Raw genomic sequence first — 11,483 nt, 5'->3', positions numbered from 1 at the left:
GGACCGCGCCGACCAGACCCTCGACGTGCTCGACCACGCCTTCCTCACCGCCCTCGCCGGCGCCGACGACCCGAGCAGCCGCCTGGTGGTCTGCCTCGAAGGCGAACGCGCCGTCGGCTTCCTGCTCTGCCTGTTCGCCGGCACCGGCGCCACCGGCGCCCGGATCGGCCTCGACTACCGCCTCAACCACGACGCCGCGATCTACCACAACCTGCACTACGCGGCCGTCCGGCTGGCGATGGCCGCCGGCTGCCGGCACATCCGCTTCGCCCAGACCGCCTACGAACCCAAGGTGGAGATGGGCTGCGCACTCGTCGAGCAGTGGCACGCCATGACACACCTGCGCACCCTGCCCCGCGCCGTGCTCCGCCGTCTCCTCCCGGCCGCCCTGGCCGCCGCCCGCGCCGACGCGCTCGGCCCGCACCACCGCGCACCGAACCACCGCGAAAAGAGGTCGTCACATGCCGCGCGTTGACGTGGAGTTGCCCATCGCCGTGGCGCCCGAGGACGCCTGGCCGGTGGTGGTGGACGTGCTCGGCTACCCCGACTGCATGGAGAGCGTCGACTCCGTCGAGATCCTCGACCAGCCCGACGAGCGGCACCGCACCACCGCCTGGTCCGTCCGGCTCAAGGGCTCCGTCCTGCGCTGGACCGAGACCGAAGTCATCGACCACGCCGCCCGCCGCTTCGACTTCGAGCAACTCGACGGCGACCTCGGCGCGTTCGTCGGCCACTGGGCGGTCACCGCCGCACCCGGCGGCGGCAGCACCGTCGCCCTGCACGTCGACTTCGACATCGGCATCCCGCTGCTCGCCGACATGCTCAACCCCGTCGCCGCGGACGCCCTGCGGGAGAGCGCCGCCCAGATGCTCGCCGCCCTCGAACAGCGGCTGCTGCTCCGAGGAGCCGCCCGATGACCGCCGTCACCACCCCGGTCTTCGACCTGCTGCGCCGCCACTTCTCCCCGAAACTCGCGCTGTCCGGCGGCTTCGCCGGGCGCGGCGCCGTCGAAGTGGCCGCCGAGGGCTGCCGGGTGACGCTCTCCGACGGCCGCACCGCGCTCGACTTCGGCTCCTACGCCGTCACCCTGCTCGGTCACCGCCACCCCGCCGTGACCGCCGCCGTCCGGGCACAGCTCGACGCCATGCCGACCGCCACCCGCAGCCTCGCCAACCCCGTCGCCGCCGAGGCCGCCGCCGCCCTGAGCGGCTACCTCGGCGACGCGCTCCCGAAGGTCTACTTCGGCCTGAACGGCGCGGACGTGGTCGAGGTCGCCGTCAAACTCGCCCGGCTCGCCACCGGTCGCGGCCGGGTCCTGGCGGTGCGCGGCGGCTTCCACGGCAAGTCGCTCGGCGCCCTCGCCCTCACCCACAGCCCGCTCTACCGCACCGGCCTGCTCGGCTGCGCCGTGGACGTCCTGCACGTCGACCCCGACGACCCGCACGCCGTCGGACGCGAGGTGGCCGGCGGCGAGGTCGCCGCCCTCGTCCTCGAACCCGTGCAGGGCGAGAACGGCGCACTGCCGCTGCCCACCGAGACCCTGCGCCAGTGGTGCGAGGACGCCGCCCGGCACGGAACCCTGGTGATCGCCGACGAGATCCAGTGCGGACTGCGCCGCTGCGGCGAACGCTCCGTCGCCCTCGCCGACCGCCTGCCCGTCGACGCCGTCCTGCTCGGCAAACCGCTCGGCGGCGGCGTCGTCCCGCTCTCCGCGCTGCTGTGCACCGAGCGGATGTACCACCCGCTGGCCGCCGACCCGTTCCTGCACTCGGCGACCTTCGGCGGCCACCCGCTGAGCTGCGCCGCCGTCCCCGCCGCCCTCGCCGCCGTCGAACAACTCGCCGACCACGGACGCGAGTTGTCCGTGCAGCTGGACGCCGTGCTGGACGGGCTGCGGGCCCGGCACCCCGACGTGGTGCAGGCCGTCCGCGGCCGCGGACTGCTGCGCGGCATCGACTGCGTCTCGCCGTACGCCGCCGGCGCCACCCTGGTCGAACTGGCCGGCACCGGACTGCTGGTGTCCCCGTGCCTGAGCCGCCCCACCACCGTCCGGCTGCTGCCGCCGCTGATCAGCACGGCCGCCGACCTCGCCGAGGCCGCCGCCCTGCTCGACGCCGCGCTCACGACGACCGGACGAACCCTGCGGGGGACCACCGCCGGCTGACCACGGCCGGCGCCGAGGCCGCACACCGCGGCGGAAGGAACGGGAGCAGTTTTGCCCACACGCGAAGAACTGGCCGTCACGGTCAGGACGGTCATCTCCGACGTCCTCGGCACCGACCCGGCCGAACTGCAGGACCGCACCAGCCTGTTGGAGGAGTACGGCATCGACAGCCTGGAACTCATGGAGATCGGCGCCCGGCTGGAACGCGCCCTGCAGCTGCGCATCGACCCCGACGACCTGATCGCCGCCCGCGACGTCGGCCACGCCATCGACCTGCTGCGCACCCGGATGGACAGCCCCGTATGAGCACCCGGCACCCCTCGGGCGGACACCGGGTCGCCGTCACCGGAATCGGCGTCAAGTCCCCGGCCGGCAACACCCTCGAAGAGGTGTACACCGCCCTGCTGGCCGGCCGCTCCGCCGCCACCCGGCTCGACCGCCTGGTCGAGGCCGACCTGCCCGTCCACTTCGCCTGCCTGGCGCCGCCGTTCGACGTCACGGCCTACCTCAGCCCCCGCGAGGCCCGGCAGATCGACCGCCCCGCCCAACTGCTGCTCTGCGCCGCCGCCGACGCGCTCGCCGACGCCCGGCTGCCCGCCGACCGGTCGCCCGACCGGATCGGCGTGCAGATCGGCACCGGCATCGGCGGCCTCACCAGCATGGAGGACGCCACCACCGGCTACGCCACCCGGCCCCGCGACCTGCCCGTGCACACCGTCCCCCGCACCATGAGCAACTCGCCCGCCTGCCGGATCGCGCTGCGCCACGGCTTCCAGGGCGTCTGCACCACCTACTCCAGCGCCTGCGCCAGCGGCAGCACCGCGCTCGCCGAGGCCGCCCGCCGGATCCGGCACGGCGAACTGGACGTCGCGGTGGCCGGCGGCGTCGACTCCGCGGTCAGCACCGTGGTGATGGGCGCCTTCGCCCGGATGCGGGCGCTGTCCACCCGCAACGACGCCCCGGCGCTGGCCAGCCGCCCGTTCGACGCCGACCGGGACGGCTTCGTGATGGGGGAGGGGGCCGCCGTCCTGGTGCTCGAACGCCTGGACGAGGCCCGCGCCCGCGGCGCCGTCGTCCACGGCGAGATCGCCGGCTGGGCCGAGACCTGCGACGCCTTCCACATCGCCGCCCCGCACGAGTCCGGCGAAGTGGCCGGCCGGTGCATGCGGCAAGCCGTCGCCGACGCCGGACTGTCCGTCGCCGACATCGGCCACATCAGCGCCCACGGCACCTCCACGGTGCCCGGCGACCGCGCCGAGGCCCGGGCCGTCGACCGCTGCTTCGACGGCCAGTCGCCCCCCGTCACCGCCGTCAAGGGCGTCACCGGCCACCTGATCGGCGCCGCCGGCGCGCTGGAGGCCGCACTCGCCCTGGTCTGCGCGGCCCGCGGCACCGTCCCGCCGATCGCCAACCTGCACAGCAGCCCCGAGGCCAACTGGGTGGACCTGGTGCACGGCGCGCCGCGCAGGGTCGCCCCCGCCCCCGTGCTCTCCAACTCCTTCGGATTCGGCGGCCAGAACGCCTGCCTGGTGCTCGCGCCCCCGCCCTGACCCCCCATCGACAGCCCGATCAGCGGAGCCAAACATGCGAGTCCTTCTCACCGGGGCGACCGGAGTGGTCGGCACCGAGTTCGCGCACCGGCTGCGCGCCGCCGCCACCGCGCACGGCCGGCCCCTCGACCTGGTCCCGGTGGCACGGCGTGACGAGGCGGTGGTGCGCTGGCGGATGGGAGCCGAGCCGCCGCCCGCCGAATTGGCCGGCCACTGGGACGTCATCGTGCACGCCGCGGCCAGCACCCGCTGGACCCTCGGACGCGACGAGGCCGTCACCGCCAACCTCGAACCGCTGCGGGCCGTCCTCGCCCTCGCCGACCGCGACACCCACCTCGTCCAGGTCTCCACCGCGTACGTCGGCGGCGTCCGCAACCCCGAGGACCTGCGTGGCACCGAGTTCGAGGGCTACCGCAACGGCTACGAGTGGTCCAAGGCCACCTGCGAGGCGATCGCCCGGCAGGCCCACCCAGGCCCGCTGACCCTGATCCGCCCGCCGCTGGTGGTCGGCCGCCGCGGCACCGGCGAGATCGCCCGGTTCTCCGGCCCCTACACCCTCCTCCAGGCGCTGGTCTCCGGCACCGCCGCCGTGGTGGTCGGCGACCCCGCCGGCCACGCCGAGATCAGCCCCGTCGACGAAGTCGCCGCCGCGATGGTCGCCGCCGTCCTCGCCGACCCGCCCGACCGGCCCCGCACCGAGGTGATCGCCGCCGGCCCCGACAGCCTCTCCCTCGACCAACTCCTCGACGTCGTCTGCGGAACGCTCAACCGCTTCCGCACCGCGCACGGCGTCGCCCCGATCGAACGGCCCCCGCTGGTGTCCGTGGACAGCTGGAACCGCTTCTTCCTGCCGCTGGCCGACCAGTGGCTCTCGCCGATCCAGAGCCAGGCGGTGAAACTCCTCGCGATGTTCCAGAGCTACACCGGCATGCGCCGCCCCTTCGACCCGACCTGGAAGGTCGCCGACCCTGCCGCGGCCATGGCCGCCTCCGTCCACCACTGGGCCGAACGCCGCCCCCGGCTGGCCCTCGCCCGACCCGAGCCCTGGACGCTGCTCCAGCGCTGACGCTCCGTCATGTCCGTTGCCTGGAACGCGTGGTCGTGATCCCCGCGTGCTGTCGCGCCGATATTCTAGCGCTAGGATATGCGGCATGAGAGGCACAGACCCAGGCCTGACCGCCGCCGAACTGACCCTGCTCGGCCTCCTGGTCGAGCAGCCCCGGCACGGCTACGAGCTGGAAGCGGTGATCGCCGACCGCGGAATGCGCGAGTGGACGGAGGTCGGATTCAGCTCCATCTACTATCTGCTGACGAAGCTCCGGGAACGCGGCCTGATCGAACAGCTCGCCGGATCGGCCGCCGCGGGTGACAAGCGCCGCAAGGTGTTCGGCGCGACCGCCGAAGGGCGACTGGCCTGCGCGACCGGCGCCGAGCAGGCCGTCGCCGAGCTCCACCCGCTCTACCCACGCGTCCTGGTCGGCCTCGCCAACCAGCCCGCCGTCGACCATGACCGGCTGCTCGATGCCCTGGAACGGCGCGCCCGGGCACTCGCCGAACGGATCGAACAGGTGGCCCGGGCCGAGGCCGCCGGGCCGCCCGCGCCCGGTTTCGTGCACGCGATCTTCGACTACTCACTCGGTCAACTGCGCGCCGAACAGGCCTGGTTGGACCGCTACCGGGCATCGCTGAGCGGCGCCCGCCGACCCGGAGGAGAACCGACCATGGCGCCGTACGACATCAAGAAGGCCCTGAAGGAGTTCTACGCGCCCCGGAACACCGACTGGGCCGTCGTGGACGTCCCCCCGCAGCAGTTCCTCGCCGTCGACGGCACCGGCAACCCGAACACCGCACCCGCCCACAAGGCCGCGGTCGAGGCGCTCTACTCGGTCGCGTACACCCTCAAGTTCGCGACCAAGCACACCGAGGACGGGGACTTCGTGGTCGGCCCCCTGGAAGGCCTGTGGTGGGCCGACGACCCCGAGGCCTTCAGCAGCCGCGCCAAGGACACCTGGAACTGGACCATGCTGATCAGCCTCCCCCCGTGGATCACCGAGGAGATGATCGAGCAGGCCCGGCGGACCGCCCTGGCCAAGAAGAAGCACCCCACCATCGCCCAGGTCCGCCGCCTCGCCCTGCACGAGGGCCCCAGCGCCCAACTGCTGCACATCGGCTCCTACGACGACGAAGCACCCGCCCTGCACCGGCTCCACCACGAGTACCTCCCCGCCAACGGCCTGCGGCCCGCCGCCAAGCACCACGAGATCTACGTCGGCGACCCCCGCAGGACCGCCCCCGAGAAGCTCAGGACCGTCGTCCGCCAGCCGGTCGAGCCCGAACCGGCGAGCTGACGGTCAGCCGAACCGGCCGGCGGGCCGGACGTCGTGAGGGGCGGCGGCGTCCACGACGGCGGCCAGTTCGTCGGCGGACCCGGGGGTCAGGCGGTAGAAGCCCTGGAGGCTGATGGAGTGTTCGAGGCGGCCGTCCACCAGGTACTTCAGGCCGCGGGTCCGGCCCCGGCGGTTGCGCCAGGTGAGTCGGTGGAGCACGTCGCCGGGTATGCGGGTGTCGAAGGTGACGGGCGTGGCGTCGACGTGGACCGGCGTTGCGCCGCAGCCGCCCGCGCCGAGCATCCACCAGTCCTGGTGGCCGGGGAAGGCGGGGTCCCGCCACGTCGCGGGGGCGGCGCCGCAGCAGTCGCCCCGTTCGGTGTCGAGCACCCGCAGCCGGCTCACCACGAAGACCTCGCACCGGTTCACGTGCACCGCGTACACCTCGTCGCCGGGGCGGGCCCCCGACCAGGCCGGCAGCGAGGTGTGCACGCCGCCGAAGGCGACCGGGGGCCGCTCGCCGACCCGGCCCTCCTTGCGCAGCGCGCGGCAGGTGTCGTGGGTCCAGAGAACGGTGAAGGCATCGGGCATGCGGCGATCGTAGGAACCCGGACCGACAACGGGCCGGGACGCCGCGCGGGCCGGTCCGGTCGTCGGAATCGGCGTTGCCATCCGCCCGGCCAGCCGAGATGATCTCGACCCGTGACACATCTCCTGGTCCTGACGATCCCCATTCTGATCATCGTTCTGATACGCAACTTCCAGAGCAACCGCACCGCCGTCTCCTCGGCCAAGCGCAAGTCCACGCCCGCCTTCCGGGTGCCGGAGTCGTTCGACGCCGCGGCGTACGGGCTCGTCCCGCTCGCGTCGCTCGACCCGAGCCGGTTGGGCCCGCCGTCCTCGGAGCGGGACTGCCGGCAGTCGCAGGCCGTCGCGGACGCCGCGTGGGAGGGCGACTGGCGCGTCGCCGCGACGCACGTCGCGGCGCCCGGGAACGACTGGGACGAGCGCTGGTCCCGCTTCGAGCTGCTGCGCGAGATCGCCCGCCGGGACGACGGGTGGCTGAAGGCCTGGCGCGAGGCCGACCCGGACAACTGCGACGCAGCGGCCCTGGAGGCCGACCTGATGGTGCACCAGGCCTGGGCGATCCGGGGCGGCGGGTTCGCCAACGAGGTGCCGGCCGAGAACATGGCCCGCTTCCGCGCCCTGCTGCCCGCGGCGATCGAGGCCGCCCAGCGGGCCGCGCTGCTGGACCCGGAGAACCCGGCGCCGTGGGTGGTCATGGTGACGGCGGCGCGCGGCGCCCAGTACAAGCCCGACCGCTTCCGGCCGCTGTGGGAGGGCCTGGTCGCCCGTGCCCCGCACCACTACGAGGGCCACTGGCAGGGCATGCAGTACTGGTGCGCCAAGTGGTACGGCACCAACGGGCAGATGATGCAGTTCGCCGAGAAGGCGATGGACGGCGCCCCGCCGCACAGCCCGCTCCCGGGCATCTACCTGCACGCGCTGTCCGAGCTGGAAGGACGCGGCGCCGGACTCCCGGTCGGCAGCGCCGCGACCGCGCGACTGGCCGCCGTCGCCCGGGCACTCGCCTCGGTCCGGCCCGACGACGACCACGTCGCGGGCCTCCGGCACCTGCTGGCCCATTACATGGGCAAGGCCGGGATGCACGCGGAGGCGCTGGAGCAGTTCCGGCTCATCGGCCGCTGGTGCGGCGCCCAGGTGTGGGCGAAGCAGGGCAGCCCGGTCGAGGCGTTCCACGCGGCCCGCGCCGAGGCCGTGCTGAAGTCGAACGCCCAGCCGCTGCCGCCCGAGCAGTGGACGAAGAACACGGACATCGCCCTGCACTCCTGACCGGACGTCACCGCGATCCGGCGGGCCCGCCCTCGACGATCCACCGGGCCGGGGCCCCCGGACCGCGCCCGGCGCCCCGGACCGGGGGGCGAGGCCGTTGCGTCGGTCGGCGCCGGTGATGCCCGGTGCGACGGAGGAATACCCGTGTGGCCACTGCTCGTTGACGCCGTTGGGCCGCGTCGACGACGGTGGCCGGAACGGGCGTGGGGTGGCAGGGCGTTGTCGTTCGGGTGCGCCGACCTCCGTGTGCCGTACCGGTGTTCACGGGCTTCGCGGCCGGGGTGGCACGGGCAGGGGATAGAGGAGAGGCAGCATGTCGGGAGCAGTGATCATCGGAGCCGGACCGGGAATCGGGCAGGCGGTGGCCCGCCGGTTCGCACGGGAAGGGCTGCCGGTCGGGCTCGTCGCCCGCAGCGACGGCACGGTGAAGGCCGCCGTCGAAGCCGTCCGGGCGGCCGCCACGGGCGGCGCGGCCGTCGTGGGCCGCACGGCGGACAGCACCGACGAGACTTCCCTGCGGGCCGCCCTGGACGGCGTGGCACAGGAGTTGGGGCCGCCGGACGTCCTGGTCCACAACGCGGCGCTCGTCCGACCGGACGCCATCGGGGAGCTGTCCGCCCGGGAACACCTGGACGCCTGGGCGGTCAACGTGGTGGGCGCGCTGACCGCCGCCGCCCACGTCGCCCCCGGGATGGCGGCGCGCGGGCGGGGCACCGTCCTGGTGACCGGCGGAATGCCCGAGCCGAAGCCGGAGTACGTCAGCCTGTCCCTCGGCAAGGCCGGCGTCCGCACCCTCGTCACCCTGCTGGACCGGACGTACGGCGCCTCGGGCGTCCACGCGGCGAGCGTCACCGTGGCCGGCCCCGTCGCGCCGGGCACGGCCTTCGACCCCGACGTCATCGCCGAGCACTACTGGCGGCTGCACGTGCAGCCGCGCGACGCCTGGGAGCACGAGGTCGTGCACAGCGGCTGACGCCACCCGCGCGGCCGGATGAGCGGTCAACTCCCTTCGCAGCGGCCATATCTGACGGACAGTCCGATAATCGATCCGGCGGGTCCGCGCGGTCGTCGTGCGGACGTATTTTTCTCATGAAGTTCCCAGGACCGGGGAGTGGGCGAGGGGTTGCCGGGACAGGGATCGATCCGACCTGATCGTTCCGGTGATCCCTGGAGGACCACGTGCGCAAGAGGTTGATCGTTTCTGCTGCCAGTGCCCTGAGCCTGCTCCTGGCCGTCCCCGCCTCGGCTTCCGGCTTCCAACCGGGGGCGGACGGCCTGGGGGACCCGTACTACCCCACGCTCGGCAACGGCGGGTACGACGTCTCGCACTACGACATCCGGCTGAAGTACCAGCCCGCCACCGACGAACTGGAGGGCACCGCCACCATCCTGGCCACGGCCACCCAGGACCTCTCCCGGTTCAACCTCGACTTCGCGCTGAAGGTCTCCGAGATCCTGGTCAACGGGCGGCCCGCAACCTTCGCCACCAGCGGCGACCAGGAGTTGGAGATCACCCCGGCCCGGCCGCTGACCAAGGGGTCCCAGGCCACCGTGGTGGTCCGCTACAAGGACGTTCCGTCGACCGTCGAGAAGTACGGCGGCTACACCGCCTGGCGCCGCACCCCGGACGGCGCGGTGGTGGCCGGCGAGCCCGTGTCGGCCGGCTGGTGGTTCCCGAGCAACGACCACCCGAGCGACAAGGCGACCTTCGACGTCTCGGTGCTGGTGCCGAACGGCACCCAGGTGGTCAGCAACGGGGTGCTGACCGGCACCAGCTCGCAGGCGGGCTGGACCCGCTTCAGTTGGCGCGAGAACAAGCCGCAGGCCACCTACCTGGCGGCTCTCGCGATCGGGAAGTTCGACGTCACCCGGGACGTCACCGCCAAGGGGGTGCCGGTCTACAACGCCTACAGCAAGGACCTCGGGGACAACGCGGCCGCGGCCCGGGCGAGCGTAGAGCGCACCGGCGAGCTGGTGGACTGGCTGAGCGGCTACTTCGGCGAGTACCCGTTCAGCTCGGTCGGCGGCTTCGTCCCCAACCTCCAGGCCGGCGGCGCCCTGGAGACCCAGACCCGGGTCTTCTACGGACAGGGAATGTTCGCCCGGGGTTCCAACACCTCGGTCGTCGTCCATGAGTTGGCCCACCAGTGGTACGGCGACAGCGTCTCGCTCTCCCGCTGGAGCGACATCTGGCTGAACGAGGGCTTCGCCCAGTACGCGCAGTTCCTCTGGTCCGAGCACGAGAACGAGGGCACCGCGCAGGAACTGGCCGACTACATCTACGCCTCGCACCCGGCCGACGACCCGTTCTGGACCGTCAAGCCCGGCGACCCGGGCGACGAGAACCAGTTCGACATCGCGGTCTACCACCGCGGCGCGGTCGCCATCCAGGCGCTTCGCAACACCGTCGGCGACGACACGTTCTTCCGGATCCTGAAGGGCTGGCCCACCGAGCGCCGCTACGGCAACGCCACCATCCCGGAGTTCCAGGCGTACGCCGAGCGGATCTCCGGCCGGAGCCTCGGCGACCTGCTGAACACCTGGCTGTTCACCCCCGCCAAGCCGCCCGTCGGCCCGGTCCCGAACGGCGGCACGGCGTCGGCGGCCGCCGCTGCGACCGCGGACCGGAGCGCCGGGCAGCCGCCGGCGGAACCGAAGTCCTGGAAGAAGATCCAGGACGCCGCCTCCGTCCACGCGAACCTGAAGTGACCGGCCCGCGGTGAAGCACCGGCGGCCCCCGCGCACGGCAGGGGCCGCCGACCGCCCGTAACGCCGCACGAACCGTCAACTCCCGCGTGCCACACTGCTGGTGACCCGGACCGATCCCCGGCCGCCCGCCGCCGCGGCGGGCTCCAGCACCTCGTCCGCAGGGGCTGCCGCCCCTGCGCCGGAGGCATCGTGAAACTGCTCCTCACCTCCGCCGGAGTGAAGAACCCCAGCATCCGGCAGGCCCTGGTGGACCTCCTGGGCAAGCCCGTCGAGGAGGCCGACGCCCTGTGCATCCCCACCGCCGGCTACGGACACCCGATGGGGAGCCCGGCCGGGGCCTGGCGCTTCATCACCGGGCGGTCCACCACCCCGATGTGCGAGCTCGGTTGGAGGTCCATGGGCGTCCTGGAGCTCACCGCCCTGCCCAGCATCGGCGCGGAGCGCTGGCTGCCCTGAGTCCAGCAGGCCGACGTCCTGCTCGCGAACGGCGGTGACGCGCTGTACCTGTGCCACTGGATGCGCCGGTCCGGCCTGGCGGAGCTGCTCCCCTCCCTGCACGACAAGGTCTGGGTCGGGCTGAGCGCCGGCAGCATGGTGATGACGCCCCGCATCGGGCCGGACTTCGTCGAATGGACGTCGCCCACCGGCACCGACGAGACCCTGGGCCTCGTCGACTTCTCCCTCTTCCCGCACCTGGACCACCCGGCCCTGCCGGAGAACTCGATGGCCGACGCCGAACGCTGGGCCGCCGCCCTGCCGAACCCGGCCTACGCCATCGACGACGAGACCGCCGTCAAGGTCGCCGACGGAGTCGTCGAGATCGTCTCCGAGGGCCGCTGGCGACTTTTTTGAACGGCCGCGGAGAACCCTCCGCCCCCG

Annotated in this window: 11 protein-coding genes and 2 pseudogenes; 12 read left to right on the top strand and 1 reads right to left on the bottom strand. The window is 73.3% G+C overall.

Translation table 11 applies throughout. The annotated features are described in order from the left end of the window. The 7 genes and pseudogenes from IEZ12_RS38200 to IEZ12_RS11210 form a co-directional block, all read left to right on the top strand. Positions 1-475, top strand: a pseudogene (locus IEZ12_RS38200) (GNAT family N-acetyltransferase); the annotation flags it as partial. Then, complete coding sequence (locus IEZ12_RS11235) at positions 462-917, top strand: type II toxin-antitoxin system RatA family toxin (RefSeq protein WP_189271904.1); 456 nt, start codon at positions 462-464, stop codon at positions 915-917. The pseudogene IEZ12_RS38200 and the gene IEZ12_RS11235, both read left to right, overlap by 14 nt. Further along, positions 914-2,164 carry an aspartate aminotransferase family protein gene (locus IEZ12_RS11230; protein ID WP_189271903.1) on the top strand — a complete coding sequence of 417 codons (1,251 nt, stop codon included), beginning with the start codon at positions 914-916 and terminating at the stop codon, positions 2,162-2,164. Before IEZ12_RS11235 ends, IEZ12_RS11230 begins: the two co-directional genes overlap by 4 nt. Before the next feature lie 51 nt (positions 2,165-2,215). Next, positions 2,216-2,470 (top strand): acyl carrier protein, encoded by a 255-nt coding sequence (locus IEZ12_RS11225; RefSeq protein ID WP_083462020.1) that lies wholly within the window; start codon positions 2,216-2,218, stop codon positions 2,468-2,470. Beyond that, complete coding sequence (locus IEZ12_RS11220) at positions 2,467-3,714, top strand: beta-ketoacyl-[acyl-carrier-protein] synthase family protein (protein ID WP_189271902.1); 1,248 nt, start codon at positions 2,467-2,469, stop codon at positions 3,712-3,714. The genes IEZ12_RS11225 and IEZ12_RS11220 overlap by 4 nt, the downstream gene beginning before the upstream one ends. 34 nt (positions 3,715-3,748) lie before the next feature. Next, positions 3,749-4,780 (top strand): SDR family oxidoreductase, encoded by a 1,032-nt coding sequence (locus IEZ12_RS11215; RefSeq protein WP_189271901.1) that lies wholly within the window; start codon positions 3,749-3,751, stop codon positions 4,778-4,780. Between the two features lie 85 nt (positions 4,781-4,865). After that, positions 4,866-6,062: a GyrI-like domain-containing protein gene (locus IEZ12_RS11210; protein ID WP_189271900.1), complete on the top strand. Its 1,197-nt coding sequence runs from the start codon at positions 4,866-4,868 to the stop codon at positions 6,060-6,062. A gap of 3 nt (positions 6,063-6,065) precedes the next feature. Here IEZ12_RS11210 and IEZ12_RS11205 read toward each other — a convergent pair whose 3' ends face one another. Beyond that, on the bottom strand, positions 6,066-6,632 hold the full coding sequence (locus IEZ12_RS11205) for a hypothetical protein (RefSeq protein ID WP_189271899.1): 567 nt from the start codon (positions 6,630-6,632) through the stop codon (positions 6,066-6,068). 111 nt (positions 6,633-6,743) lie between these two features. On the opposite strand from IEZ12_RS11205, the gene IEZ12_RS11200 reads away from it, so the two are divergent. The 5 genes and pseudogenes from IEZ12_RS11200 to IEZ12_RS38190 all read left to right on the top strand — a co-directional run. Then, a complete protein-coding gene (locus IEZ12_RS11200) occupies positions 6,744-7,895 on the top strand; it encodes a hypothetical protein (protein WP_189271898.1) in 1,152 nt (383 codons plus the stop codon). A 313-nt stretch (positions 7,896-8,208) separates the two neighbouring features. Next, positions 8,209-8,868, top strand: coding sequence for an SDR family NAD(P)-dependent oxidoreductase (locus IEZ12_RS11195; protein ID WP_189271897.1), 660 nt, complete (start codon positions 8,209-8,211; stop codon positions 8,866-8,868). A gap of 206 nt (positions 8,869-9,074) precedes the next feature. After that, positions 9,075-10,604 carry a M1 family metallopeptidase gene (locus IEZ12_RS11190; protein ID WP_189271896.1) on the top strand — a complete coding sequence of 510 codons (1,530 nt, stop codon included), beginning with the start codon at positions 9,075-9,077 and terminating at the stop codon, positions 10,602-10,604. Positions 10,605-10,793: 189 nt separating this feature from the next. Continuing rightward, on the top strand, positions 10,794-11,060 hold the full coding sequence (locus IEZ12_RS38195) for a hypothetical protein (protein WP_229847437.1): 267 nt from the start codon (positions 10,794-10,796) through the stop codon (positions 11,058-11,060). Positions 11,061-11,075: 15 nt separating this feature from the next. Next, positions 11,076-11,456: pseudogene (locus tag IEZ12_RS38190) on the top strand (Type 1 glutamine amidotransferase-like domain-containing protein); the annotation flags it as partial. Positions 11,457-11,483: the final 27 nt, after the last annotated feature.

Source organism: Kitasatospora griseola (assembly GCF_014648555.1).
Lineage (GTDB): Bacteria > Actinomycetota > Actinomycetes > Streptomycetales > Streptomycetaceae > Kitasatospora > Kitasatospora griseola.
This window is presented reverse-complemented; position numbering and strand designations above follow the sequence as displayed.

Bases quoted from the DNA above. Each gene is read 5' to 3' on its own strand.
- IEZ12_RS11235 (WP_189271904.1), top strand. From the start codon at position 462: ATGCCGCGCGTTGACGTGGAGTTGCCCATCGCCGTGGCGCCCGAGGAC.
- IEZ12_RS11230 (WP_189271903.1), top strand. From the start codon at position 914: ATGACCGCCGTCACCACCCCGGTCTTCGACCTGCTGCGCCGCCACTTC.
- IEZ12_RS11220 (WP_189271902.1), top strand. From the start codon at position 2,467: ATGAGCACCCGGCACCCCTCGGGCGGACACCGGGTCGCCGTCACCGGA.
- IEZ12_RS11215 (WP_189271901.1), top strand. From the start codon at position 3,749: ATGCGAGTCCTTCTCACCGGGGCGACCGGAGTGGTCGGCACCGAGTTC.
- IEZ12_RS11210 (WP_189271900.1), top strand. From the start codon at position 4,866: ATGAGAGGCACAGACCCAGGCCTGACCGCCGCCGAACTGACCCTGCTC.
- IEZ12_RS11205 (WP_189271899.1), bottom strand. From the start codon at position 6,632: ATGCCCGATGCCTTCACCGTTCTCTGGACCCACGACACCTGCCGCGCG.
- IEZ12_RS11195 (WP_189271897.1), top strand. From the start codon at position 8,209: ATGTCGGGAGCAGTGATCATCGGAGCCGGACCGGGAATCGGGCAGGCG.